The following is a 26,133-nucleotide window of genomic DNA, read 5'->3' on the forward strand; positions in this document are numbered from 1 at the left end:
GGGAAGCCCTGTCCGCTGTATGCGCAGTGCTGTTATTCGTGGGGATGTTCGACCATATGACAGCTATCAAATACATTGGCATCGGCCTTCTGATCGCGATTGTCATTTCATTTGCTATTAAGTCTCTACTAACCCGCGCCCCCGATCACGCATTTCCCGCATCTTCCTTGCTAATAGCGCTTGGCGTCTGGTCCCTTTGGACCTTGATGTCCGCAACATGGTCAGTCAACCCAGGCGCGACCTTGCATGCATGGCTTGACGAAGTGGCTTATCCGCTAGCGGCGTTCTATGCGTTCTGGCTCGTGGGGCAATCACCGGCTAAGCAACAGCGCCTGTTGCAGAACGTGGCGTGGGTCACTTGCCTGATCCTGGCGGTGATTAGTGTCGTCTACTTCAACTATCTTGACCCGGCCGAACCCAAGCCGGGGCTGATGCATTTCTATGCGCGGGTTGGGCATTCCAGCACCCTCGCGCTCATGGTCATCCCCCTCTTCGCGACCATGGCCGCCAAGACTGAAACAAGACTACGTGGCCTGACGGGCGCGCTATTTTGCGTGGTGATTGGTGGCGCCACGTTGAACCGCTTCTTCTGGATTGCGCTAGCGGTGGTTGCCGTGGTGCTGTTATGGCCCCGCTCGTCACGCGAGCGCGTGCGGGCATGGACCGCGCTGGGTGCATTGCTTCTAGTGACGCTGGTGGCCGTGGGGTCCAGCAACAAGCTGAGGCTCATGAGCCGCGCCGCTAGCAGTGTGACCGTTCCAGTCGCGCAAGCGGCCAGCGCAGCACCAGGCATTTTACGTGTCGTTGCTCACGGAGCCGATACCCCTGATACCTCCGATACGCAACTTGCCGCGATAGAAAGTGCACCGGCGCCCAGGCCCGCAACATTGATTGAGCGGCTACGCGTGATCAGCGGCGTGAGCCACGCAATGAGCTCGGATGCGCGGCCAAGAATTTGGGCCTTCTATGGAAGCCAGGTCGCCAAGCATCCCTGGATAGGCATTGGCTTTGGCAAACCTTTACCCTCGCTGGCTTACGGAAGCCTTGTTCCAGATGACTTGGTCAAGCTGGACGGTAATGTGCGCACGCATGCGCACAACCTCTTTCTCAATACCCTGCTGCAGGTCGGGAGTGTTGGGCTGATCCTTCAGCTTGCCGCGTTGAGTTGCCTCGCTTATCAGTTTTTCGCGATGCGCCTGATTTATCCACAGTTGTGTCGCGCAGGCATTGCGTTGATCCTGGGCATGCTCGCCAAGAATCTGACCGATGACTTCATGTGGCAGTCGACCATGCTGATGTTCTGGTCTTATTGCGGCTGGTTGTTAGGTCAATCCGCCATGCGCTTGAATACGCTAGGCGCGGCTACGGGTGGATATCGCGCGGCCTCGCATTCTGTCGATAGCAAGCCGGCAGAGCGCGAGTTGGAAACTATCGGCTAGCGGTCAGCGGTTAGGCTGTGTTCGCAGCTTGGGGAATGTGATGCTCTCCGAGGCGCCCTGAACGTATCGATCCAGTCCTTCAGCCAAGGCTGCAAATGCGACCTTGCAACTCGGGTTGTCGCGCAGGTCTTCATGCATGGCGAGCCAGGTATCCAATCGAAGCGATATCTTTCCAGGGAAAAGCCGGATCAGGTCAGGGTCGCGGCGAGCAAGCCCCACCTGACACATCCCAATACCAAAACCCGCTCGTAACATCGCAAGTGAAGCGAGGTCGCTGTCGGTACGTAGCGCCATCAGCTCCCGGCGCAGTTCGGGTAGCTGAGACTTCACGCTGCGAATAAAAGCGGTTTCCTTGTCGAAGCCTATGAGCGCATGGTTAGCCAATTCGTCGATATTCGCCGGCTTGCCGCGACGCTCCAAATAACGCTTATGCGCATGGAGTCCAAGCTCGACATTTCCAATCCGGCGCGCTATTAACACGCCTTGGCTTGGTCTCTGCATCCGCACTGCGATGTCCGCTTCGCGCTGCAAGAGGTCTTCAATCCGGTTGGACGGCATCAGTTCGATGATCAGATCGGGGTAAGCGGCGTGCAGCGCAGTGATGATAGGCGGCAACACTTCCACGCTAATAACGTCGCTGGCAGTAATACGGATCGTGCCGCGCACTCCCACGCCTTGACTCGACGCGGCCCGCAACAGCGCAGCACTATTCGATTCCAGCGCTTCGGCAAAAGGTTTTAGTGCCAGCGCTTCCTGCGTAGCGCTAAGTCCCTGTTGCGTGCGGATAAAGAGCGCATAGCCCATGACTTGTTCAAGCGCATCCACATGACGTCCCACCGTAGGCTGCGTCAGTCCTAGCGCACGTGCCGCTCCCGAGAGCGAACCCTCGCGCAAGACGCCCAAGAAAGTCCGGTAGAGATCCCAACTGGGTTCAGTGTCAGTCATACAAAAATGTATATCAGCTCTATTGATATCAATAATTCCATTTAACTGTCGCGTGCGCAAGAATAATCATCATTACTTCAGGAGGCAGGGATGACAAACACTCGCACGGCATTGGTTCTGGGGGCGACCGGCAGCATTGGTGGCGAAGTGGCGCGGCAACTTATTGCGCGTGGCTGGAAGGTGCGCGCATTGCAACGGGACCCCGCTGCGTTGACTGATCGCGACGATCGATTCGAATGGATCAAGGGCGACGCAATGAACCGACAGGACGTGATTGCAGCTGCAAACGGCGCCCAGATCATTCTCCATGCGGTCAATCCACCCGGATATCGCAACTGGGCCGGACTGGTGCTTCCCATGATCGAGAACACCATTGCCGCGGCACGCGCTTCAGGCGCACGGATCGTGCTGCCCGGCACCGTCTATAACTACGGCCCGAACGCGTTCCCTGTCTTGCGCGAATCATCGTCTCAAGAACCGCTCACGCATAAAGGTGCGATTCGCGTCGAGTTGGAGCGCCGCCTGCAAGCGGCAAGCGCGGACGGCGTACGCAGTCTTGTCGTTCGGGCAGGTGATTTCTTCGGCCCCGGCGGGACCGGCAACAACTGGTTTTCAGGCGGCCTCGTCAAACCGGGCAAACCTGTTCGCGCCATGTTTTATCCGGGCAAAGCGGGTATTGGGCATCAGTGGGCTTATGTGCCGGACGTAGCCCAAACCATGGTGCGTCTGATCGAACAGGAACGTGTGCTCCCCGTGTTCGCGACCTTTCACATGAGAGGCCACTGGGACGCCGACGGCACGCAAATGATTGATGCAATCAAACGCTCGGTCGACCAACCCACAGTCAAGGTGCGAGCGTTCCCGTGGTGGGTGCTTCCGCTGATGTCGCCATTCTCCGAGATGTTCCGTGAGATGCGGGAGATGCGCTATTTGTGGAAGAAGCCCATCCGCATGGAGAATGCTCCGTTGCTGGCTACGCTGGGCGAAGAGCCGCATACGCCTTGGGATGAGGCGGTAAAGACTACGTTGAGTTCAATGCGTTGCATCTGAGCGTCAAGGGTTCACCGGGAACAAGCGGCAGTGTTTCCGCAACTTACGCAGCGGTCTGTATTGCAAACGAAAAACAACCGATTGTGGTTGATCGAGCCTATGAACACCACGGTCAATATCATCACGCTGACCACGGAAAGCAGCCCGGCCATGAAAGAGCGCGGCAAGGCCGTCGGCGTCGAGGGTTGGATCGTCAAGCCCTTCAAAGGCGACGTAGTACTGGAAACCTTCAGGAAGCTGGCAAGCTAGGCCAGCCTTAAAACTCGGCATCCAGCTCGTCGATCTCCTCAACCTCCTGCTGCGCATCCGCAATCCACTGCTGCATCTCCGGCAACGCAAGAATGCGCTGCGCATACTCGACAATCTCCGGCTCGAGCTTGACGTCGTACGTGACAAAGCGCGTGACGACCGGTGCGAACATTGCATCGGCAGCGCTCAGGGTGCCGAACAGGTATGGGCCATCGTATTGCTTGAGGCATTCGAGCCAGATCGCCGTTACTCGCTCGATGTCCGTCTGTGCGCGTGCCCAGATCGTGAAGTTCGGGAAGTGCGCTTTTATATTCATGGGCAATGCCGAGCGCAACGAAGCGAAACCCGAATGCATTTCTCCGCAAATAGAGCGACAGTGCGCGCGCAAGCGCCGGTCAGCGGGCAACAACCCTGCTTTCGGCCGCACCTCGTTCAGGTACTCCGCAATCGCGAGCGTGTCCCATACCTTGATGCCATCATGGACCAGACACGGGACGAGAATGGACGGCGAGAGCAGCAGCAGTTCGGCACGCGCGCCGGGATCGTCTACCGGCATCACGAACTCGTCGAACGGCAGCCCACTGAACTTGGTCAGCAACCAGCCTCGCAACGACCACGACGAATAGTTCTTGCTGCTGATAGTGAGCGTGGCGTTCGTCATCTGAAGCTCCTCGGCGATTCAAGCGAAACACGCACGCCCAAGTGCGCGGCGCAGTGCACATACGCACCAAAAGACAGCATATTCAGTGCGCGTTCAGGAATGCTGCAAGGGATGTGCCACTTTGAACCGCCCTTATGCTGTCGCTATACGCCCGCATTCGGTTGGCATACGTATTGCGTTGTTTTGCATTACTCGACAATACGCGCTCAAGCGAAAGGCGATGAACCCATTCGCATACTCCGGCTATCAGGCGATGGCAGACCTCTCGCTGCCGGTGCGCCACGGCGCGGCACTGGTCAATCACGCGCTGGACGCCTGGCCTTTTCTCGCCGATACACCTCAAGGCCGGTCACTGCGAGCCACATGCGATCTGGTCGCGCTGTCAGCACTCACGCATAGCCGGCGTCCATTTGCTATCGACTCGGTGGCGATGGACGGCAAAAGCGTCCCCGTGGTCGAGGAGATAACGCTCGCCACGCCGTTCTGTTCGTTGCTGCATTTGGCGAAGGAAGGCGGACCTAAACAGCCGCGCGTGCTGGTGATCGCGCCCATGTCCGGCCACTTCGCCACGCTCCTGCGCGGCACGGTGCGCACCCTGCTTCCTGACCACGACGTCTACATCACCGACTGGATCAACCCGCGCGACGTTTCGCTGTCGCAAGGCCGTTTCGGTTTCGATGAATACGTCCAGCATGTCATCGATTTTATCGTTGCGCTGGGACCGAATACGCACTTGCTGGCGGTCTGCCAGCCGACCGTCGCCGCCCTTGCAGCCGTGTCCCTGATGGCCGCAGACGATCATCCCCTGCAACCCGCCAGCATGACGCTAATGGCCGGGCCTATCGACACGCGTATCAATCCGACGTCGGTGAACGTGCTGGCAAAGAGCAAGCCGATAGAATGGTTCGAGCGGAATTTGATCAGCGCCGTGCCGTGGGGTTTCGCGGGCGCAGGCCGTCGCGTTTATCCGGGCCACACACAACTGATGGCATTCATGTCGATGAATCCGGCACGTCATTTCGATGCGTTCGAAGACATGGTGTATCAGCGCGCCAAGGGTGACCCTGCGAAGGCCGAGGCCATTCGCGTATTCTATGAAGAATACTTCGCGACGATGGATTTAACCGCTGAGTTTTATCTCGAGACCATCGACACGGTCTTTCAACAACACGCGTTGCCGCTGCATGAACTCGAAGTACGCGGACGCAGGGTGGATCCGTCATTGATCCGGCGAACCGCGCTGCTGACCGTTGAAGGCGAGCGCGACGACATCTGCGCGGTCGGCCAGACGCTTGCCGCGCAGGAACTGTGCAGCAAATTGCGCCCCTACATGAAGACCCACCATGTGCAAACAGGGGTCGGCCATTATGGTGTGTTCAATGGCAAGCGCTGGGAGCGCCATATTTATCCGCGCGTGCGCGCAATGATCCACGACAACGAGCCAAGCCCGATTGTCATCAACGCGCGCGCCCAGCCTTTGCAATCATTGGCGCCGCTCGCACGCCCTGCCGCACCGCGCATGGATGTGAATGTGCAGTCCGAAGGGCCTTGATACGCTTTGCTAAGAACGCCGTCTCAAGTTCGTTTCAAGCAGGTTGCTGGCTCTTCCATGGCGTGAAAGCAGGAACGTCGCACGGCCCCTTTGCGTCGATGGAAGTGAAGTCGGCAGGGCCGACTATCTCCAGATACTCCATGTCCTCGGAATAATCGAAGAGGTAGTGCACGATTCCTGGCGCTTGATGAACGCAGTCGCCCGTTGCCACCAGTGTCTCCTTGTCGCCATACATGAAACGCGCCCAGCCCTTGAGCATGATCACAATGTGGAATTCGGCTTCATGACGGTGCCAACCTGTGCCTTGCTCTGGTGCATTGTTAGCTTTGACGAGTTGCGCGATCACCTTGCCGCCGGTCGCGTCTGCAATGCCTAAATCACGATAAAGAAAAAAATCGCGCAACCCTTGATCCTCATAAGGGGTGTCTTGTGGCCGGATATGCGAAAAGCGAGTGGCAAGTTCGAACGTTTCAGATGACATGGGCACGCTCCGGTTAGGCAGCAAAACTGTCGAATGAAAAGGGCTAGCCACTTTGCTATGCATCAAGCGTTCCAACTTGAATGGCCTTAACGGAAAAGTAATTGGTCGGCTGCTTGCAGTCGCCCTTGGACAAAAGTTAGGGCATGCGGTCGATTAAAAGTGGCATTTTAAAAACACGTTCACTCGTTGACGTTTTGCGCTCAAACTCCGCTAAAGACATTGCACACGAACGAGCGTGTGCTGCTAAATCAGGTTATAGCGCGAGCGCGAGCCATCCCGGGTACGTTCACTGGAGAGATCGACACCATGTCCTACATCAGCGTCGAGATCAGAGCCTACGATGAAACGCGAAAAGTCGTGACCGTCGCGTTCAGTGAAAAATGGCCCGTCAAACTGTCCTCCGCCGTCATAGCGGAGCTGACCCTGGACGACTGCGACACCATTGGGCGCGATGGGGAATTGATCGAAGCAGGCCTGACCGATGACGAAGCATGCGTCCTCAAGATGCTGTTCGAGGACGAGGGCACCATTGAAGACTTCCTCGCTGATCCTTCCAGGCTAATTGGTTGCATGAGCGAGCTCGACGATTAAGCCGACTAAGCCGGCCAAGCCGCCAGCGCTGACGAAGAGCAAGCCTTATTTCATCACACGCAATTTACCTTACCCATCCTCCACTACGTTTTGCACGTTCAGGCAAGAACGCGCGAGGATCGGTCTATCGTGCGGGCATCGCATCATGGTTCCATAAAGGCTCAATCAGCAAAGGAGCCAATGATGCAGAAAACATGGTTTATCACGGGTGCAAGCCGTGGCCTAGGCGCGCTTATCGCTAAGGCCGCGATCCAGGCAGGTGATCGAGTCGTCGCCACGGGACGCAAGCGGGAAGATATCGCCAAGAACCTGGGGCCAGACAGCGACCAACTGCTTGGTGTCGCGCTGGACGTGACCGACGCGGCTCAGGCGCACGCCGCGGTTGAAGCCGCCGTGTCACGATTCGGTGGGATCGATGTACTCGTGAACAACGCGGGATACGGCCATCTGGGTTTCTTCGAAGAGAACACCAGCGAGGACGTGCAGGCTCAGTTCGCCACTAATCTGTTCGGTGTTTTCAACGTGACGTGGGCTGCATTGCCTGTCATGCGCTCCGCTCGCCACGGACGCATCTTCAACCTCTCGTCGCTTGCCGGCATCCTCGGCGTGGAAGTGTGCTCGCTTTACAGCGCAAGCAAGTTTGCGCTTGAAGGTTTCTCCGAGTCCCTGGCCAAGGAAATTGCACCGTTCGGTCTCTTCGTCACGATTGTCGAGCCCGGTCCTTTCCGCACCGACTTCCTTACCAGCGGATCGCTTCGCTTCGGGCAAACCACGGTGGCCGACTACGATGACCGGCGCGAGCGGCTGCGTGCGTCGTTCGAACAACGCAACGGTCAGCAACCGGGTGATCCAGTGAAGCTCGCCAAAGCACTCGTGGAGTTGGCAAACGAGGCCGCGCCGCCGATGCGTTTTATCGCTGGATCGGTTGCAGTGAATGCCGCCGACGCGAAACTCGCTGGCATGCAGGCCGAGCTCAATCGCTGGCGCGCCCGTTCGGTCGCCACTGACGGTGACTACGCCGCCTAACGGTTTTGTCTGGTTTCATCTGCCTTGATCACGTAGGCGCCCATCGAGCGGGCGCTGACGGCGTCGCCTTCGGGTAAATTCGGAAATACCAGCCGGGAAACCGGCACTGCCGCACACCTCTGCAGGCCCTTCTCCAACCTGCGTCAAACATGCGATCAACCGCCGCGCACAAAATCGTGGTCTCCTGTGAATTCGCGTTGCACGCGCTTGGCGTGTGCGTCGAACACGCCCGTCGCGGCTTTTTTCCTGCCAGCCACAATATTCCCGATCGTGAAACGTCTTCACCTGTATGGAACAGCCGCCGCCCACGAACCCGATGATCGATAGAGACAGCGACATCACCGCGACCGTCTTGCGTGAGCGTACGAAACTCGGAAACTTCATCCGGCGTCGCGTGCGTGATCCAAGCGACGCCGAAGACATCCTGCAAGACGTGCTTCACGAGTTCGTGCAGGCGTACCGGCTTCCCGAACCTATTGAACAAGTCAGCGCATGGCTGTTTCGCGTGGCGCGTAATCGCATCATCGACCGCTTTCGCAAGAAGAAAGAGCAGCCTCTGAGCGAGACAGCCGGGACCGGCGACAACGCGGATACCGCCGACGACGAATACCGGCTGGATCTGGCGCTTCCTGCCCACGATGCCGGGCCGGAAGCCGCCTATGCCCGGTCGGTGCTCCTGGCGGCCCTGCAACACGCGCTCGATGAACTGCCGGAAAACCAGCGCGATATTTTCGTGGCCCACGAGATCGAGGGCCGCAGCTTCAAGGAACTGGCTTCAGAGAGTGGCGTGGCGCTGAACACCCTGCTGGCACGCAAGCGTTATGCGGTGCTGCATCTGCGCGTCCGCTTGCAAACCGTCTATGACGAACTGGATATTTAAAGGAGAAGTTAGATGAGATTCAGAATGAGATTCCTCGGCAAAGCGCTGCTGGTGATCGTGGGCATTGCGGTGCTGGGATGGATGGTGATGACCTTATGGAACTGGGTGGCGCCGGCGCTGTTCGTCGGGGCTCGCGCGATCGATTTTGCGCATGCGCTGGGCCTCTTGATTCTGAGCCGGATCTTGTTCGGCGGATTCCGGGGCCATGGGGGCTGGCGTGGACGCCAGCAGTGGCGCCGGTGGGAACAGATGACACCGGAGGAGCGCGAGAAGTTTCAGAAGGGCATGCGCTGCGGCCGCGGCAAGCCGCAAGAGGATGCGGTATGAGCAATATGTCGGCATCCGCGTGCAAACAGGCACCGGGCGTGATCGTGCCCGTTGTGAACTTCAACCGGTGCGAGGGCAAGGCTGATTGCGCCGTCGTGTGTCCCGAGAACGTCTTCGATATCCGCCGGATCGACACCGTCGACTATCAACGCCTGGGTACGTTGCAGAAATTCAAGCTGCGTGTGCACGGCATGAAGGTCGCCTACACGCCAAATGCTGATGCGTGCCGGGCATGCGGCTTATGCGTAACCGCGTGTCCCGAACGCGCTATTACCTTGGCCCGGATGAGTTGACATCACGCCGCTGAAGCGGTTTAAACCAACAGCTTGATACGGTCCGTGAGAAGCTCGTATTTCTGCGCAGAGGTATCTGCCAGCGCAACCATGCGAGAGGAAGGAGTATCGTCATACGGGATGGGTTCAGCGAACTGGCTAACGGTCAGATCCCACTTCTTTCCGTCGATTAGATTGTAGAAGTGCGTTCCCCCCGACGTCCTGGTGGAAAGAATCTCTCCGCCAAAATGATCCTGCACAACGAGCGCGGTAATGCTGCAATGATTCTGCGCCGGATTGGACGAAGACCAGGCGTCGGTCGGGCTTGAAGTGTCTCCCGACCACACGCGCGAAATCGCCCTGTATAAGTCGAGCGGAGTCGCAAAAATTTTCGACGCAGACGGCATCTGATCTTCTCGGTTCATTGCACTCATCCCCTATTTCGGTGCCGGTAAAGACGCTTGAAATCTACGGTCAGTCGTTACTATGCAAGCTCGTATTCAGCCCGCCCCAGCGGGAAGAATTGGTCGGTAGAACTTCGACTGCACCGGTCTGACTGTTTCGACGAAACAGCAGGCCAGATTGACCCGACAGCTCTCTTGCTGAAACGACCTTACCGTCGGGCATCTTCACCTTCGTACCCGCCGTGACGTAAAGACCCGCTTCGACAATGCACTCGTCTCCGAGTGAAATGCCGATGCCAGCGTTCGCTCCAAGCAGGCTGCGCTCGCCAATGGCGTTCTTGGTTTTACCGCCGCCCGACAGCGTTCCCATGATGGATGAGCCCGCGCCGACATCGGAGTTTTTGCCGACGGTCACACCCGGCGTCACGCGGCCTTCGACCATCGACTCGCCGAGCGTACCCGCGTTGAAGTTCACGAAACCCTCATGCATGACGGTTGTGCCGGCAGCTAGATGAGCGCCCAGTCTGACGCGATCCGCATCGGCAACCCGTACGCCGTCGGGCACGATGTAGTCCGTCATGCGGGGAAATTTATCGACCGACGACACCGTGAGATGGTGGTACTCAGACGCTACCCGCTCGCGCAGATCATCGACATTGCCGGGCAGCACGGGACCAGCGGATGTCCACGCAACATTGGGCAACAAGCCAAAAATTCCGTCGAGATTGAGTTCGTTGGGCTTGACGGTTCTGTCGGAAAGCAGATGCAAGCGCAGATAGGCATCTTCCGTCGAAACGGGAGGGGCCTCGAGCGATTCCAGCACGACGTCAACGAAATCACCGGAAATGAGGCCCACTTTCTCGGCGAGGCAACTGCGCTTTTTGCTGGCACCCGAAGCCGGAAACCAGACGTCAATCGTCTTGCCTGTACCGGTGTCACGGTACCTGTGACCGGTTCGTTGAATAGCCATCGAATGCTCCTCTCTCTAATGCGACGATTGATCTAAACACGCCGGTGTGAAGGCAATAGCGTGGAACGGGTGGCTCGGGGAATCATAGCGGAACGTCTGCCGATGCCGGTAGCGGACGCAGTGCGAAAGCGTGTTTTGGCTCGCCCTGTCGGTCCGTATCGAGTCCCTTGGACGGTATGAAGCCATGGTCAGGGACGTTGATCCGAGTTAAGTAATCCGCCGGTTCAGCCTTAAATAAACATCGGTAAGCGCCGAGCATTTTCCGGCCGGGCGGACTTGTCACCCAGGCGGCCCCACGTTTTTCGCTGTTTTCGTCGCGCGTGCCGCCATTAGCGGGTTAAGGCAACGCAAACGGCAGCTCAAGGAATCCGCGTAGCAATTTAGTCTTTAAATTTAGGCGCTTACGCGCATTAGCGGTCGACCCGGAACGCCCCGCAGCCGCTCGCGAAAGCAATAAAAACCCTCGATTTGCGGGTTGTAATGCGAAACGCCGGACCGGTTCAGCCCTCTTGAAAGCAAAATCAGGCAAAATTCGATGGTTAACCCCGGTCGTTGACGCAGCCGGCGGCGTCCCCAACCCATTTTTCTTGAGATAAGCGATGAGTACCGAGCAACCTACGATCATCTACACCCTCACCGACGAGGCCCCGCTGCTGGCGACCAGCGCCTTCCTGCCCATCATCCGCACGTTCACCGCGCCGGCCGGAATCCGCGTCACCACCAGCGACATTTCGGTCGCTGGCCGTATCCTGGGCGAATTCCCGGAATTCCTGACTGAAGAGCAACGGGTGCCGGACAACCTGGCCGAACTCGGCCGCCTGACGCTGCTGCCTGAAACCAACATCATCAAGCTGCCCAACATCAGCGCATCCCAGCACCAGTTGATCGGCGCGATCAAGGAACTGCAGGGCAAGGGCTACAAGGTCCCGGATTTCCCTGAGGAACCGAAGACCGACGCCGAGAAGGCAATCCGCCAGCGTTATTCCAAGTGCCTGGGCAGCGCCGTGAACCCGGTGCTCCGCGAAGGCAACTCGGATCGCCGCGCGCCCGCAGCCGTCAAGAACTACGCTCGCAAGAACCCGCATAGCATGGGCGAGTGGAGCATGGCTTCGCGCACGCACGTGGCCCACATGAAGCATGGCGACTTCTATCATGGCGAAAAGTCCATGACCGTTGCGAAGGCTCGCGACGTGAAGATGGAACTGGTCACGCAAAGCGGCAAGACCATCGTGCTGAAACCGAAGGTGTCGCTGCTGGACGGCGAGATTATCGACAGCATGTTCATGAGCAAGAAGGCGCTGTGCGACTTCTACGAAGAACAGATGGAAGACGCGCGCAAGACCGGCGTGATGTTCTCGTTGCACGTGAAGGCAACGATGATGAAGGTCTCGCACCCTATCGTCTTCGGTCATGCCGTGAAGATCTTCTACAAGGAAGCCTTCGAGAAGCACGGCAAGCTGTTCGATGAGTTGGGCGTGAACGTCAACAACGGCCTCGTCAACCTGTACGACAAGCTGGAAAGCCTGCCCACTTCCAAGCACGAAGAAATTATCCGCGACATGCATGCGTGCCACGAGCATCGTCCTGAATTGGCGATGGTGGATTCGGCCAAGGGTATCTCGAACCTGCATGCGCCTAATGACATCATCGTCGATGCATCCATGCCGGCCATGATCCGTATTGGCGGCAAGATGTGGGGCGCCGACGGTCGTCCGAAGGACACGAAGGCCGTGATTCCGGAAAGCACGTTTGCGCGGATCTATCAGGAAATCATCAACTTCTGCAAGACCAACGGCAACTTCGACCCGGTCACCATGGGCACGGTGCCCAACGTCGGGTTGATGGCGCAGCAGGCCGAGGAATACGGCTCGCACGACAAGACCTTTGAAGTATTGGAAGCGGGCGAAGCGCGCATTGTCGACATCGCCACGGGTGAAGTGCTGCTGACGCAAAACGTGGAAGAAGGCGACATCTGGCGCATGTGCCAGGTCAAGGACGCGCCGATCCGCGACTGGGTGAAGCTGGCTGTCACGCGTGCCCGCAACTCCGGCATGCCTGCCATTTTCTGGCTGGACCCGTACCGTCCGCACGAAGCCGAAGTGATCAAGAAGGTCGAGACCTACTTGAAGGATCACGACACCCAGGGCCTGGACATCCAGATCATGTCGCAAGTACGCGCGATGCGTTACACGCTGGAGCGTGTCATCCGCGGCCTGGACACGATCTCGGTCACGGGCAACATCCTGCGTGACTACCTGACCGACCTGTTCCCGATCATGGAACTGGGCACCAGCGCCAAGATGCTTTCCATTGTCCCGCTGATGGCTGGCGGCGGCATGTACGAAACTGGCGCGGGCGGTTCGGCTCCGAAGCACGTCAAGCAACTGGTGGAAGAGAACCATTTGCGCTGGGATTCGCTGGGTGAATTCCTGGCGCTGGCGGTGTCGCTGGAAGACTTGGGGTTGAAGACCGGCAATACGCGCGCCAAGGTCCTGGCAAAGACGCTGGATGCCGCTACGGGTCAACTGCTTGAGAACAACAAGAACCCGTCGCCCAAGACCGGGCAACTGGACAACCGCGGCAGTCAGTTCTATCTCGCGATGTACTGGGCGCAGGAACTGTCAGCACAAACGGAAGATGCAGACTTGGCGGCTCAGTTCGCGCCATTGGCGAAGCAACTGACGGCGGACGAGAAGACCATCGTGGCTGAGTTGTCGGCGGTCCAGGGTGAGGCAGCGGATATCGGCGGCTACTACCTGCCTGACTTCGCGAAGCTGGAGTCGGTCATGCGTCCGAGCAAGACGCTGAATGCTGCGCTGGCGGCAGCCCAGGCCTGAGACGTTTCATTGCCTTGTAGCTTTTGATCGCTTTCTTCCGGCTTCGGCCGGAAGAAAGCGTGAACGGCGTAGTTTCTTGCAGGCACAGGCGCGGATAGTTCGACAGGATTTTCCGCGCCGGCTTTTCATCCCATTTGATTGGTATAACTACCTATTATTGGGCGACCCGGAAACACTTCATTCCGGGCCAATCTCTCCACTACAACGCCAGACTACCCATTTCCCCATAGGCCCGATTCAACCACACCTTGACGCGCTGTCGTTCCAGCAAACCGAGGCCGGAAGCGGCTCGATCCGGATGATTAACGGCAGCCCAAAAACTGACACCGTGCTGATCGATTTTCTGCATCGTGGTATCGGGCAAGCGCCGCAGCCTGATCACACTGGCACCCAGCGCTTCGGCCCGGGCAAGTTCCCCTGATGTTTCCAGAATCTCGAACCGGTCACCCCGAACCTCATTCAGGACGATGACCAGCTTGATTCGTCCGCCGAATTGATCGAGCCACTGCCGCAGCAGGTCGACCGAATCGCGCCCGGCGTCCGTCACGTGCCACCAGGTCAGCGTCAGTCCATGCTCTTGCGCGAGACCGATCACGTCCGCCTCGTCGAGCCATTTCCCGAGAGAGTGCTGCGTCTGCGCCGCAAGATCAACCAGGATGCGCCGCTGGGGATCCTCAAGCGCATGTTCAATGATGGGGTCCAGGCTATCGTGACGATCAAGCACGGCCGGTGCAGCAAAATCCGCATAGAAGCGCAACAACGCGCCGTGCGATTTGTCGGTGTCGAAACCCGTGAACGGGATGCTCCGATCAACAAAATACTGGGCTAATACGCGGGCGACGAGCGATTTGCCGACGCCTCCTTTTTCGCCACCGATGAAGTGGATGTAGCTCATTTCTGCGGATCCTTTCTCGAGGAGCGGGCTGGGTGGAGACAAGAATATCGCGTTTCGATGACGTAACAGCGACTTGGGTAACAGCGGCTCAGGCTACACGGAAAAGAAATGCGTGACAGCAGCATGCTGTGTTCTCGCATGGATTTGTTAAATCGGACGGAAGCCGGCCGAAGCGGCAAGACCCAAAATAAACCTCTCCCCGCGCTTGCTAAATAAAGCGGCTAACGTGTCGTTAACTAAGGGAAATCATCCACGATTACATTTTCCTCGACATCCGCTCAACGGTTCCAAGTAGATAAGCTGCCGGTTTTTTTAAAAGAAAACGGTTTAACGATGGTGTTTTGTCCGGGTAGACGATTCCGGCGGGCTGCGGTATGTTGAATCACCGGCTGCAATAAGTCGCCCTGTTTTAAGAATGTGTCTGGCAAGCGACCTGCTGCGAATTAACAAAAATGCCCTCAACCCGGATCCTGCTTGCCAAGCGACTCAAGCTGACAATGGCCGCTCTGTGCGTGCTGGTCTTGAGCTTTGCGACGCCCTTGCTCGTGCATCAATCACGCACCTATTCGTTAGCGGAGAATGGGGTTCAATCACTAGACCGTTTTCGTGCTGCTTTGCTTGCCATGGAAAGCGTATCGGCGGAGCGCGGTCCTGCTAACGGCGCGCTTGGCGCAGATGCCCGGCATGCGCCGTCTCTGCGACTTCCCTTAATCAACGCGCGCGCCGAAAGTGATCGCCGTTTAGCCGTGCTGCGCTCGCTGATTGCAAGTGAGGTGTGCCCCGCCTGCACAATTGAACGCGCGTCCGTAGATACAGTACAAACACAGCTTGTTGCTGCCCGCGAGCAAGTCGACCACCTGATCGCTCAGCCCATAGAACAACGTGATCATGATGCCGTCCTAAGCGCGGTCAATCAGATGGTCGCCGTCATTCCGAACTTCGGACCACTGGCAAATGCGAGCGCAGCGGGCGTTGTGCGGGGCGACCCCAGCGCACTGAATTGCATCTTGACCGCTCGGTTGACCGCTCAACTTCGTGAACAGGCGGGGCTTCTGGGGTCGACCTTCACTGCGGCGCTAACGGCTCATCGCCCCTTGAGTGAAACCGAATTATTTGCGCAAGAACGGGCTAAGGGACGTATAGATGAATTGCGCGGCCTGATCGCTGCCCGTGTAGAACATACGCCGATCAGCGCAACCACCTATCAGCGCCTCACCAGCGTCTATTACGATAATGGCCTCAGCTACATCGCGCGTGTCCGCGTCATGGCAACGCGTCCCGAAGGTGCCGGCCTCACGGCTGCCCAACTGGCCGCGGACTATGTGCCGACCATGCAGCCTATCGTGCAATTTCGCGACTACGTACTGGATTTGGCGGAGACCGAAGTCAAAGGACATCGTAATGATTCGCTGATGCTGCTGGTTGCAAGCGCCGTCGGCACCGCGGGTGTTCTTTACCTTTTGCTGATTGCATCGGTGTATTTCAGGCGACGGTTCGTCCAACCGTTTATAGAGGCCGCAGACATCATCATGGCGATCGCCGATGGAAAACTCGAAACGCCTATCCCTCACGGTGAACACCGGCTTGAGATCCGCAGCCTGTTTCACGCGATCCTTGTGTTGAAGGAAAACAGCATCGAAAAAATGCGGCTGGAGCACGAGCGCACTATCCTGCTGCGCGAACTCGAGACCGTTGCCGACACCGACTTCCTGACGCGCTTGCTCAACCGCCGGGCGTTCGAACGCAAGGCAACCGCGTCGCTCAGCAGGCGCGGGCCGACGGAAGCCAAGCAGGTCCTCATCATGTTCGACGCGGATCGCTTCAAGCAGATCAACGACACCCTGGGCCATGCCGCCGGCGATCTGGCGCTGCAGACGATCGGCAGACTATGCAGCGAGATTTGGCGTCAGCCGGATATCGTGGCACGCCTCGGCGGCGAGGAGTTCGCTGTGCTGACAAAGGTCGATAACGCCAGCGAAGCCATTGGCACCGCCAATGAACTGCGACGGCGGCTCGCGTCCACCGCGCTGGAACTCGATGGCGTTCGCTTTACCGTGACGTTGAGCTTCGGGATCTCGCTGGCTTCGCAGACCGGGCGTGAGACGCTGGACGCCCTTCTGCTCCGTGCCGACAAACTGCTTTACAGCGCGAAGCTGGGCGGGCGTAACTGCATTGTGTCGGACATCGAAAACTCGACAAGCCACTAGCATCCGCTGCCGATCATTCCGCCATGGGCGTTTGCACGCGTGCAGCGAGAAACTGCACGAAGGTGCGCACCTTGCTCGAATGGCGGCGATTCGGCAGGTAAGCAGCGTAGATCACCGCGTCGCCCGCATGCGGATTGACCTCGATGTTTTCGAAGAGGCGCAGCAGACGACCGGCACCAATTTCCGGCGCCACCAGCCACTCCGGCATGAGTCCGATGCCCCTGCCCGCAAGAACGGCCTCGAACAGCACGTCAGCGTTATTGGCAATCAGGTGGCCGCGCACTTCGACCCGTTCTTCCGTGGCTCCCTGGCGGAACGTCCACACCTGCCTTGTCGCGCGATGCGGTCCGCCGTACGCGAAGCGCATGCATTCGTGATTTGCCAGCGCCTGCGGTTCAGCAGGCGAGCCGTGCCGCTCCAGGTACTCATGGCTCGCCACGACAAACCGCTTGTTGTCGGCCAGCTTCCTGGTGATGAGGCTTTCATCGCGTGAGGGCAAGCCGATTCGAATCGCGACATCGATTCGCTCCGCTGCGAGGTCGATGTAGTGGTCGGCGACCACTACATCGAGCACCACACGGGGATATTCGCTCAGGAAGGTGGCAAGATGCGGCGCCAGGCACAGCCGACTATATGCCGTAGGCACAGAGATGCGCAGCGCGCCAACGGGCGCCGCACCGCTGTCAAAGATGCTGTCGTCGGCTTCAGCCAGGTCGTCCAGCACCTTGCTGATTTGCTCGACGTACGCAGTGCCGGCATCGGTGAGGCTGACCCGCCGCGTGGTGCGCGTCAGCAAGGCTGTGCCAAGCGATGCTTCGAGCGCATCCATCAGCCGCGTCACCGACGACGTGGCCACCCCAAGGCGCTGCGCAGCCTTGGAAAAGCCACCGGCCTCGGCCACTTCCAGCAAGGTCGTCAATGCAACCAGTTTGTCCAATTTGATCGCTCCGCGGTCTTAGCGTTGCGTGGCACGCAACGCGAGATTGCTCTGCGAACGTATTCTACTAACGAATTGCAATCGATATCCTGTGGGTAATCTTCCTCAGGAGCGCGCCGTGCGAGCCATCGAAATCTCAGTCAACTACGACTTCATTTGTCCCTGGTGCTGGATCGGCCACCTGAATCTTGCATCGGGAATTCGCGCAGCCAACCTGCCGGTGCCCGTTTCAATCCAGTATGTGCCGTTCGAACTGAACCCCACGATGCCTGCGGACGGGATGGACCGGCGCGAATACCGGACGGCCAAGTTCGGCAGTTGGGTACGCTCGCAAGGCATGGACGCGCAGGTCGCGGCTACAGCCCTCGCTGCCGGCGCGCAATTCAACTACGACAAGGTCAGCAGAACGCCGAACACACGCCTCGCTCATCAATTGATGCAGTACGCGTTGAGCATGGGCGACGCGCAAAAGACCGAAGCCCTCTATCAGTCGATATTCACCGCGTACTTTTCAGAGGGTCGCGATATTGGCCGGCTCGGCACGTTGGTTGAGATTGCCGCGACAAATGGTTTCGACGCTGCCGCGGCAGAGGACTACCTGACGCAGGATCGAGGTCTTGCAAAAGTCGGCGAAGCGCAGCGGCTGGCGCAACAGCAAGGCATTCGGTCGGTGCCGACCGTGTTCATCGCGGGCGAAGCGATCAGCGGTGCGCAACCGCCGGCGGTATTCGCCAGCGCATTGCGGTCAGCGCTTGAACGGAGCGCCGCATGACCGACCTTGATGAACATCGAACATTAAAAACAATCTTGACTACTGAAGGATCCATCACATGACGCCTAACGCACCTGCGGCCGGCCAGAACGGCGGCACAGTCAAGCTAACCCAGGGCATGATCGCGCTATTTGCGTTCTGCTGCGGCGCGATCGTCGCCAACCTCTACTACGCGCAACCGATCACCGAGCTCATCGCGCCGGACATTCACATGTCAGGCGGTACGGCGAGCCTGATCGTCTCGCTGACACAGATCGGTTACGCATTCGGTTTGTTCTTCCTGGTTCCGCTCGGCGATCTGCTGGAGAACCGCAAGCTGATGATCACGACAGCCATTGTCTCCATCTTCAGCCTGGCGCTGGCAGCCGTCACGCATCAGCCGAACGCGTTCCTGGCGGTATCGCTGCTGGTCGGTTTCAGTTCGGTCGCGGTGCAGATCCTGATTCCGCTGGCCGCACACCTTGCACCCGATGAATCGCGTGGCCGCGTGGTCGGCAACATCATGAGCGGGCTCCTGCTTGGCATCTTGTTGTCACGGCCGATCTCAAGCGTGGTGGCCGGTCATTTCGGCTGGCGTGCGGTGTTCGGCTCGGCGGCGGTATTGATGGCCATCGTGACAACGGTTCTTGCTTTGACCATTCCGCGCCGCCAGCCCACGCATCAGGCGACCTACTTTCAGTTGATCCATTCGCTTGGCGAGCTGGTTGTAACCCTGCCGGTACTGCGTCATCGTGCGTTGTATCAAGGGTTGATGTTTGCCACGTTCAGTCTCTTCTGGACCGCTGTGCCGATCGAGTTGACGCGTCATTACGGTCTGTCGCAGAACGGGATCGCGGTGTTCGCGCTGGTAGGCGCGATAGGCGCCACGTCCGCGCCCATCTCAGGGCGGCTCGCTGACGCCGGGCACTCGGTCCGCGCTACGTTGATTGCGCTCGTGGTCGGTGCCCTGGCGTTCACACCGGCGTTGATTCATCCGGCGTGGGGCGTGGGCGGGCTGGTCGTGACCGGCGTTGTGCTGGACTTCGCTGTGCAGATGAACATGGTGCTCGGCCAGCGCGAAATCTATGCGTTGCATGCGGCCAGCCGGAATCGTCTGAATGCGCTTTATATGACCAGCATTTTCATTGGCGGCGCGATTGGGTCCGCGCTCGCCAGCAGCTTGTATGACCATGGTGGATGGACGTTGACCGCTACCGTTGCGAGCGTGTTTCCGATCATCGCCCTGATTCATTACCTGGCGGTCGGCAAGTCGGTTGCAGCGGCAACGGCTTGAACGGAGTTGAGCGCTCCTTGGGTATCGAAACGAAACTGGTGCCACCGAACTGCAACAGCATTTGCCCGATCAAGCCGGGCAGACGCACCCTGCATCGAGCAGCGCAGGACAACTGACCGCTGCGTCGGTCGCAGAGTTCTCCACGCTTGCGCTTGCGAGTGAGCGTTTGCCTGCTGTGCTTTTGCAGTTTGGTACTGGAGCCCCCCTCGTGCAGGCAATCTTCAACGCGTTCAGCCCCGGCTTCGCCGAGGGCCGAAGCAGAATATTGCGTTTATCGTGAGCCTGACTTTCTCGATTGCAGCCAGCTCCAACTTCCCGGTCATCCTGCTTTCCATCTACTGGCGCGGTTTGACAACACGTGGTGCAGTGATCGGCGGCTCGCTCGGCCTCATCACCGCAGTGGTCCTAACCATCCTCAGTCCGACTGTCTGGGTCCAGGTGCTCGGACATGCGCATGCGGTCTACTCGTATGAGTACCCGGCCCTTTTCTCGATGATCGTCGCATTCGCCGGTATTTTCTTTTTCTCCGTCACCGACCGGTCGACACAAGCGATGCGAGAGCGCGCGTTGTATGGCAATCAACTTGTGGACTGCGAGCTTGGAATGATGAACCGAGGCTAAGCACTATTCGCGCTTATATAAAAGAGGATCGACGGATTGGGCTCGTTGTGTGGCGGCTCGATTCGTCTCATTGACATGCGCTGCGCGTGTGCGATCGCCGGTCCTGCCGGCGGTCTCATCGCGCAGCCACAGCGGTGCCGCTAAACCGTTGCTTCGCTTAGTTCAACAATGCAGTTTGAATTGCCTCAAGCAGGCGCGGATCATCTGCCGTGACATCCGGCGAGAAACGGCCCGCCACGCGGCCATCCCTGCCAATCAGGAATTTCTCGAAGTTCCACAACACATCAGGCGCGGGGTTTGGCTCAATGCCGTAGCCTTTGAGCCGCTCGCGAAACGGGCCGTCGCCAGTTGTGTCCGGCTGCGTGGTCGTGAGCGTCTGGTACAGCGGGTGCTGGTCGGCGCCGACCACTGAAACCTTTGAGAACATGGGGAATTTAACGTCGTAGGTCAGGCTGCAAAATTCCTTGATCTCGGCGTCACTGCCTGGCTCCTGACCTTTGAAGTTGTTCGCCGGAAAGCCCAGAACTTCCAGGCCGTCGGCCCGCTTGTCCTCGTAAAGCTTCTCCAGTGCTTCATATTGCGGCGTGAGCCCGCACTTGGAGGCTACGTTCACGATCAGCAAGACTTTGCCCTTAAACGGCTCAAGCGTAAGCACCGCGCCGTCGATGGATGTCAGGGGAATATCGTAGATTGTCTGGCTCATAGTTTGGCTCGATGGAATTAAGGATCAGGCGCTGCCGGGAATTTCACTAAGCGCCGTCTATCCTACTCCGGAACCGTTAACCGTTGCACAGGTCGTCCATTCCCTTCAATGGCGCGACCTTCGTGGCAGACTGACCTGCCAACAGCGATGCCGCAATATGCTCACGCAAGAACGTGATCCACGTAGCAATTTTCGCATCCAGATACTCGCGCGATGCATAGAGCGCATAAACGGTCGAGCTCTGTAATTCATAGGTCGGCATCACCCGGACAAGCTCACCGTTCCTTAGAAACGAAAGCGCTGTCAACAAAGGTAGCGGTGCAATGCCCATGCCTTCTCGCAGCGCGATTGCCAGCGCCTCTGCCGAACTTACGCGCAGCTTCGGCAGTGGCACATCGAACACCTCCGTGCCTTGGTCAGAGCTAAAAGTCCACTTGTCCGACGCAAAGAATGAGGTCAGCAGTTGCAGGCAACTGTGCTTGCGCAGATCGGCAAGGGTTTTCGGCGAGCCGGTGCTAGCCAGATAAGAGGGTGCCGCGCACAGCACCGTGGGCACGCTGCATAGCTGGGCCGCGACCATCGCCGAGTCAGGCAACGGGGAGTGCGTCACGTGCAACGATACATCGAAGCCGCCCTCCAGAATATCGGGGGCATGCTGAGAAAGCGTCAGGTCGACACGCACATCCGGATACTTCTCACAGTACTTCGCGAGCGCCGGAATCACGTAGTACTGGCCGAAAGCGGACGGCGCGTGAAGCCGCAACACGCCTTTCGGCAGCGCCTTCGCATTGCCCGCCTGTGCCTCGGCTATGTCGACGCGATCCAGGATTTCCCGGCATTGCTCAAGATAGCGGGCACCCGCTTCGGTCAACGCAACGCGTCGCGTAGAACGGTTGAGTAAGCGACTGCGCAGATGGGTTTCCAGGTCGGAGACTGCTCGCGACGCTTGCGCGGTGGTGCTGCCCAAAAGCTGCCCGGCAGCGGTGAAGCTGCCTGTATCTGCAACCGCCATGTACATCCGCATTTTTCCAAGCTTGTCCATCATTCATCCGATCAAGTACGACAGGTTTGCGACATACGCGACCGCCGATCCTCACTGGCATTGGACAGTTCGCCAGCGCCCGGCAACGCGCCACCGGAGGACGGTGGTTGGGGAAACCTCGTTCAGGCCAGCGGCTCAGCGTTGTCGTACAGCCGGTCGAGCAAGTTACGCAGCATCTTCACTTCGGCTTTAGTAAAACAGTTCACTGCAACGGCTTCATAGTGCTTCGCCAACGGCACGATTTCCCGCGTGAGATTCGCTCCTTCTACAGTGAGTGAAAGCTGAACCGCACGGGCGTCTTCCTCGCTCTTCTCGCGGCAAACGTAGCCCTGAGCGATCAGGCGATCGACGATACGAGACAGCGCCGACACGTCGACACACGCACGAACCACCAGCTCCGATAACCGTTGATGAGGTGTCTGTCCCAGTGACGCGCATACCCGCCACTCTGTCAGGCTGAGCCCGTAGGGTTTGAGTGCCTTGGCGAACGCGTTTCCCATCCTGCTGCCCGCTCTCGCCACCAGATACGGAACCGCCCCCTCCAGATCGTGCTCAACCGTGATGGAACCCTCCTGCCGCTTTCCCATGTGCTGCAATCCTCTTCACAGTGCAATAACTATTTGATTGATTTGTCAAGTATACCCCGCCTCTCCTCCGGCTGTGAATCTTGCGAAAGTCTTTTCCCTATTCATCGAACGGTTCTAGGGTATTCCCGAATTAGTATTTGATAAATCAAGCATATACTTCATTCACATTATTTGATTTTTCAATTAATGTGCTACGCGATGCGATCGCGTCGCTGCCGTGTTGATGTCATCAGCCCATCTCAATTGCCCCTTTTCTCCTTCGCCGCCCTGCCATCATGAAAGATAAAATTGCGTTAGAAGAGCATTTCGCCATCGATCTGACTATCGGTGACTCTCAGGCTTATGCGCGCCCCGAGATGTGGACGCAACTCAAGCAAAACCTTCTGGATTTTGAACAACAGCGGCTCGAGCAGATGGACGAATGGGGCACGGCGTTGTCGATCCTGTCGCTCAACTCGCCAGCAGTCCAGTCGATCCCCGATCCGCAAACAGCCGTAGAGGTTGCCAAGCGCGCCAACGACATTCTCGCCGAGCAGATTCAACGTCATCCCACACGCTTTGGCGGCTTCGCTGCGTTACCGATGCAGGACCCGGACGCAGCCGCGCTCGAACTCGAGCGTTGCGTGTTGCAACTTGGTTTCCACGGTTTCCTCGTGAACGGCTTTTCCCAAGTGGGTGACGAGCAGACCGTTGCTTACTACGATGCCCCGCAGTTCGCCGACTTCTGGGATCACGCCGCCGCACTGGGTAAGCCCTTTTATATGCATCCGCGCGACCCGCTGCCGAGCCGCGAACCTATCTACGAAGGCAGCCCCTGGCTGACCGGACCGACCTGGGCATTCGCTGCGGAAACGAGCGTGCATGCGTTGCGGCTGATGTCGAGCGGCCTGTTCGATCGGTACCCGACATTGCAGATGATCCTTGGTCACTTCGGCGAGGGCATTCCCGTCAACGTCTGGCGTATCGATCACATTTTGCGCAAGGGACGTCGTGGCATGCCCTGCGAACGCGAGATTGGCGACTACCTGCGCGAGAACGTGTACATCACCACCAGCGGCAATTTCCGCACACCAACGCTGCTGTCGACCCTGCTCGAAGTGGGTAGCGACCGCATCATGTATTCGGTCGATTACCCGTTCGAAAAGCATGAAAACGCCGCGCGGTGGTTCGACAACTGCGAGATCAGCGAGAACGACCGCCGCAAGATCGGACGCGACAATGCGCAACGGCTCTTCGGCCTGAAGTAAAAAATGCCGCAGAAGCCCGGAGCCACGATGAACACAAAATCGGCTGCACTATCCGATCGCATCAATCGTACGCCAACCGGTGAGACAAGCGACGTAATCGATATCGCCGCACTGATCGACAGCCATCCCCTCAGCCGCTTCCAGAAATGGGTGATGGTGCTCGTGGGCTTCTCGGTGGTGATGGATGGTTTTGACGTTCAGGCGATGGGCTTCGTTGCACCGTCGATCATCCACGAATGGGGAGTTTCCCGCGCGGCGATGGGGCCGGTATTCGGCACGAGCCTGATCGGCATGATGCTTGGGTCGCTGATCCTCGGTCCCGTCGCCGACCGGATCGGCCGGCGGCCTGTGTTGATCGGCGCGACACTTTGTCTCTCCATCTGCATGTTTGCGACGTCGTTCGCTTCGACGCTGCCGCAACTCCTGGTGTTACGTTTTATCACTGGCCTGGGGCTTGGCGGCATCATGGGCAACGCGATTGCACTGGTCAGCGAGTACAGCCCGACGCGCAAACGGGCAACACTGATGATGTGGGTCTCATGCGGCTTTACGGGCGGTGCGGTACTCGGCGGTTTAGCGTCGGCGGCGCTGATCCCTGCGGCGGGATGGCGGTCGGTGTTCCTGTTTGGCGCCGCCGTTCCTCTGGCCATTGCAGTCGCAATGTTCGCCTATTTGCCTGAATCGATGCAGTTCCTCGTACTGCGCCAGCGTAGTCTCGCTCGCGTGAGTCACTGGCTTAGCAAGATTTCCCCGCTGGTTGAGAGCGGTGCGCCGCATCGCTATCTCGTGCGTGAACAAGCGTTGACGGGCAGACCGGTCAGCGCGCTATTCGCATCCGGCCGAGCGCGCGTGACGCTGCTGCTGTGGGCCGTCAACTTCATGAACTTGCTGAATCTGTTTTTCCTGGCGAACTGGTTGCCGACCATTGCAGCCGATGCCGGATACAGCGTGTCTCGCGCGGCGCTTGTCGGCACCACGCTTCAAGTAGGCGGGGTAATTGGAACGATTGCGATGGGGCCGCTTATCGACCGTTGGGGATTTTTCCGTATCCTGGCGCCGGGGTATCTGATCGCGGCATTGGCGATAGCAGGGATCGGTCAGATAGCGCACGCCTCGTTTGCGCTGATGATGGTGTTTGTTGTCGTGAGCGGGTTCGGAATTGTCGGGGCGCAACCGGCGAACAATACGCTTGCGGCAACTGTTTATCCTACCGCGTTGCGTGCTACGGGGGTGGGCTGGAGTTTGGGTATCGGTCGCGCCGGATCGATTGTCGGTCCTATTGTTGCGGGTAATTTGATGGAGTTGCATTGGTCGTCGGTGCATCTTTTTATGGCGGCTGCCATTCCCGCGGTGTTGTCGTGTGTGATGATTGCTGTGCTTTCGCGTGATAGGTTGTTTAGGTCATCGTCTGCTGCTGGAGAGGTGGAAGTCGTGTGAGAGGAACTTGGCGTGGGAAGTGTCGTTGGGCGCGAGGTTTGGGGGTTGGTGGTCGGGGTCTATGCTGGGTTGGTGCTTTCGGCGTTAGTGGTCTGCGTAAGTCGGATTTTCTCTTTATCACTGTTAGCCACTGTGCGTGCCGCCCGTCATTTCTTTGTCCAAAGCGACAAAGAAACGAAGCAAAGAAAACGCTTTCAACCGCTCTACCCTAAGTGTCCACAGCGTGCAGTTTTGATTCATAGGTGCCCCAAAAGCACGGTGCTCGCCAGAGCGCAGGATGTTTGAACCCCTCCTTCTCCCGAATCCTGACATAGACACGCTTCGCCACCCGTGCTCTCGGGCAAGCACGAGTGTTCCACGGACCGGCACGGCCTCACGCGTATTTGAGGCCTCGTCTCTTAGCAGGTTGGCTGAACCGTCTGCGTGGTCTGCGTGGTCTGCGTGGTCTGCGTGGTCTGCGTGGTCTGCGTGGTCATCTTAGTGAGCCATATGGCTGAACATATATTTACGGCTTAATTTTTTGGTGAATTGGCGGCGTGGGGTGCACGGTCGTTTTCGTGGAATATGGCTCACGCATGCTTGCGGCCTCGTTGCTTGGTCGTGTAGTGGGTTGGCGATGTGGTTCGTCATGCGTACTGATTTGGTGGTTGGTTCACGCGGATAGCGCGGGGTGAACCATGGGCGGGTTCAGTCACTGGTGGCGAAGCGTGTCAGAACCTGTGTTCGGA

The 26,133-nt window shown here is 58.4% G+C and carries 24 protein-coding genes and 2 pseudogenes; 16 read left to right on the plus strand and 10 right to left on the minus strand.

All coding sequences use genetic code 11. The features are described 5' to 3' along the window. Nucleotides 1-206 precede the first annotated feature (206 nt). On the plus strand, nt 207-1,439 hold the full coding sequence (locus tag GSQ93_RS34720; protein WP_158940448.1) for an O-antigen ligase: 1,233 nt from the start codon (nt 207-209) through the stop codon (nt 1,437-1,439). 3 nt (nt 1,440-1,442) lie between these two features. Here GSQ93_RS34720 and GSQ93_RS34725 read toward each other — a convergent pair whose 3' ends face one another. Continuing rightward, complete coding sequence (locus GSQ93_RS34725) at nt 1,443-2,384, minus strand: LysR family transcriptional regulator (protein ID WP_158940449.1); 942 nt, start codon at nt 2,382-2,384, stop codon at nt 1,443-1,445. Between the two features lie 90 nt (nt 2,385-2,474). Here GSQ93_RS34725 and GSQ93_RS34730 point away from each other — a divergent pair, with 90 nt between their 5' ends. Both GSQ93_RS34730 and GSQ93_RS34735 read left to right on the plus strand, forming a co-directional pair. Continuing rightward, nucleotides 2,475-3,434: an SDR family oxidoreductase gene (locus GSQ93_RS34730; protein WP_158940450.1), complete on the plus strand. Its 960-nt coding sequence runs from the start codon at nt 2,475-2,477 to the stop codon at nt 3,432-3,434. Nucleotides 3,435-3,536: 102 nt separating this feature from the next. After that, nucleotides 3,537-3,683 (plus strand): annotated as a pseudogene (locus tag GSQ93_RS34735) (response regulator); the annotation flags it as partial. A 7-nt stretch (nt 3,684-3,690) separates the two neighbouring features. Here GSQ93_RS34735 and GSQ93_RS34740 read toward each other — a convergent pair. Further along, entirely contained in the window at nt 3,691-4,344 is a 654-nt protein-coding gene (locus GSQ93_RS34740; protein WP_158940451.1) for a glutathione S-transferase family protein, read from the minus strand. Between the two features lie 220 nt (nt 4,345-4,564). Between GSQ93_RS34740 and GSQ93_RS34745 the strand changes: the two genes are divergently transcribed. Further along, nucleotides 4,565-5,896, plus strand: a complete 1,332-nt coding sequence (locus GSQ93_RS34745) for a polyhydroxyalkanoate depolymerase (RefSeq protein ID WP_158940452.1) — start codon at nt 4,565-4,567, stop codon at nt 5,894-5,896. Between the two features lie 34 nt (nt 5,897-5,930). Here GSQ93_RS34745 and GSQ93_RS34750 read toward each other — a convergent pair whose 3' ends face one another. Further along, nucleotides 5,931-6,377, minus strand: coding sequence for a cupin domain-containing protein (locus GSQ93_RS34750; protein ID WP_158940453.1), 447 nt, complete (start codon nt 6,375-6,377; stop codon nt 5,931-5,933). A gap of 306 nt (nt 6,378-6,683) precedes the next feature. On the opposite strand from GSQ93_RS34750, the gene GSQ93_RS34755 reads away from it, so the two are divergent. The 5 genes from GSQ93_RS34755 to GSQ93_RS34775 all read left to right on the plus strand — a co-directional run bounded on the left by GSQ93_RS34755 (nt 6,684) and on the right by GSQ93_RS34775 (nt 9,494). After that, complete coding sequence (locus GSQ93_RS34755; RefSeq protein ID WP_158940454.1) at nt 6,684-6,968, plus strand: hypothetical protein; 285 nt, start codon at nt 6,684-6,686, stop codon at nt 6,966-6,968. Between the two features lie 180 nt (nt 6,969-7,148). Continuing rightward, a complete protein-coding gene (locus GSQ93_RS34760; protein WP_367889800.1) occupies nt 7,149-7,994 on the plus strand; it encodes an oxidoreductase in 846 nt (281 codons plus the stop codon). Nucleotides 7,995-8,310: 316 nt separating this feature from the next. Then, nucleotides 8,311-8,874, plus strand: coding sequence for an RNA polymerase sigma factor (locus GSQ93_RS34765; RefSeq protein ID WP_158940455.1), 564 nt, complete (start codon nt 8,311-8,313; stop codon nt 8,872-8,874). Nucleotides 8,875-8,886: 12 nt separating this feature from the next. Next, complete coding sequence (locus GSQ93_RS34770; RefSeq protein ID WP_158940456.1) at nt 8,887-9,201, plus strand: hypothetical protein; 315 nt, start codon at nt 8,887-8,889, stop codon at nt 9,199-9,201. Further along, on the plus strand, nt 9,198-9,494 hold the full coding sequence (locus tag GSQ93_RS34775) for a 4Fe-4S binding protein (RefSeq protein WP_158940457.1): 297 nt from the start codon (nt 9,198-9,200) through the stop codon (nt 9,492-9,494). The genes GSQ93_RS34770 and GSQ93_RS34775 overlap by 4 nt, the downstream gene beginning before the upstream one ends. A gap of 20 nt (nt 9,495-9,514) precedes the next feature. Here GSQ93_RS34775 and GSQ93_RS34780 read toward each other — a convergent pair whose 3' ends face one another. Then, nucleotides 9,515-9,898 carry a hypothetical protein gene (locus GSQ93_RS34780; protein WP_158940478.1) on the minus strand — a complete coding sequence of 128 codons (384 nt, stop codon included), beginning with the start codon at nt 9,896-9,898 and terminating at the stop codon, nt 9,515-9,517. Nucleotides 9,899-9,947: 49 nt separating this feature from the next. Next, nucleotides 9,948-10,847, minus strand: coding sequence for a DapH/DapD/GlmU-related protein (locus GSQ93_RS34785; protein ID WP_158940458.1), 900 nt, complete (start codon nt 10,845-10,847; stop codon nt 9,948-9,950). Nucleotides 10,848-11,446: 599 nt separating this feature from the next. Between GSQ93_RS34785 and GSQ93_RS34790 the strand changes: the two genes are divergently transcribed. Beyond that, entirely contained in the window at nt 11,447-13,684 is a 2,238-nt protein-coding gene (locus tag GSQ93_RS34790; protein ID WP_158940459.1) for an NADP-dependent isocitrate dehydrogenase, read from the plus strand. 199 nt (nt 13,685-13,883) lie between these two features. On the opposite strand, the gene GSQ93_RS34795 is transcribed toward GSQ93_RS34790, so the two are convergent. After that, nucleotides 13,884-14,579 (minus strand): mobilization protein, encoded by a 696-nt coding sequence (locus GSQ93_RS34795; protein WP_158940460.1) that lies wholly within the window; start codon nt 14,577-14,579, stop codon nt 13,884-13,886. A 452-nt stretch (nt 14,580-15,031) separates the two neighbouring features. Between GSQ93_RS34795 and GSQ93_RS34800 the strand changes: the two genes are divergently transcribed. Further along, a complete protein-coding gene (locus tag GSQ93_RS34800; protein ID WP_158940461.1) occupies nt 15,032-16,786 on the plus strand; it encodes a diguanylate cyclase in 1,755 nt (584 codons plus the stop codon). A gap of 13 nt (nt 16,787-16,799) precedes the next feature. Here the strand turns inward: GSQ93_RS34800 and GSQ93_RS34805 are convergent, their stop codons facing one another. After that, the gene (locus tag GSQ93_RS34805) at nt 16,800-17,723 is read right to left on the minus strand and encodes a LysR family transcriptional regulator (protein ID WP_158940462.1); all 924 of its coding nucleotides are present in this window, start codon (nt 17,721-17,723) and stop codon (nt 16,800-16,802) included. 118 nt (nt 17,724-17,841) lie between these two features. Between GSQ93_RS34805 and GSQ93_RS34810 the strand changes: the two genes are divergently transcribed. The 3 genes and pseudogenes from GSQ93_RS34810 to actP form a co-directional block, all read left to right on the plus strand. After that, nucleotides 17,842-18,495, plus strand: coding sequence for a DsbA family oxidoreductase (locus GSQ93_RS34810; protein WP_158940463.1), 654 nt, complete (start codon nt 17,842-17,844; stop codon nt 18,493-18,495). A gap of 58 nt (nt 18,496-18,553) precedes the next feature. Further along, on the plus strand, nt 18,554-19,768 hold the full coding sequence (locus GSQ93_RS34815; protein WP_158940464.1) for an MFS transporter: 1,215 nt from the start codon (nt 18,554-18,556) through the stop codon (nt 19,766-19,768). Between the two features lie 255 nt (nt 19,769-20,023). After that, nucleotides 20,024-20,389, plus strand: a pseudogene (gene actP, locus GSQ93_RS34820) (cation acetate symporter); the annotation flags it as partial. A 157-nt stretch (nt 20,390-20,546) separates the two neighbouring features. Here actP and GSQ93_RS34825 read toward each other — a convergent pair. The 3 genes from GSQ93_RS34825 to GSQ93_RS34835 all read right to left on the minus strand — a co-directional run bounded on the left by GSQ93_RS34825 (nt 20,547) and on the right by GSQ93_RS34835 (nt 22,721). Then, nucleotides 20,547-21,092, minus strand: coding sequence for a glutathione peroxidase (locus tag GSQ93_RS34825; RefSeq protein WP_158940465.1), 546 nt, complete (start codon nt 21,090-21,092; stop codon nt 20,547-20,549). Nucleotides 21,093-21,168: 76 nt separating this feature from the next. Then, nucleotides 21,169-22,137, minus strand: coding sequence for a LysR family transcriptional regulator (locus GSQ93_RS34830; protein ID WP_367889801.1), 969 nt, complete (start codon nt 22,135-22,137; stop codon nt 21,169-21,171). A 119-nt stretch (nt 22,138-22,256) separates the two neighbouring features. Further along, a complete protein-coding gene (locus GSQ93_RS34835; protein WP_158940466.1) occupies nt 22,257-22,721 on the minus strand; it encodes a MarR family winged helix-turn-helix transcriptional regulator in 465 nt (154 codons plus the stop codon). A 275-nt stretch (nt 22,722-22,996) separates the two neighbouring features. On the opposite strand from GSQ93_RS34835, the gene GSQ93_RS34840 reads away from it, so the two are divergent. Together GSQ93_RS34840 and GSQ93_RS34845 are read left to right on the plus strand one after the other, a co-directional pair. Next, the gene (locus tag GSQ93_RS34840; protein ID WP_158940467.1) at nt 22,997-23,968 is read left to right on the plus strand and encodes an amidohydrolase family protein; all 972 of its coding nucleotides are present in this window, start codon (nt 22,997-22,999) and stop codon (nt 23,966-23,968) included. Between the two features lie 27 nt (nt 23,969-23,995). Further along, nucleotides 23,996-25,405 carry an MFS transporter gene (locus GSQ93_RS34845; RefSeq protein WP_158940468.1) on the plus strand — a complete coding sequence of 470 codons (1,410 nt, stop codon included), beginning with the start codon at nt 23,996-23,998 and terminating at the stop codon, nt 25,403-25,405. The last annotated feature ends 728 nt before the right edge of the window (nt 25,406-26,133 follow it).

This window comes from Burkholderia sp. S171 (assembly GCF_009766085.1).
Classification (GTDB): domain Bacteria; phylum Pseudomonadota; class Gammaproteobacteria; order Burkholderiales; family Burkholderiaceae; genus Caballeronia.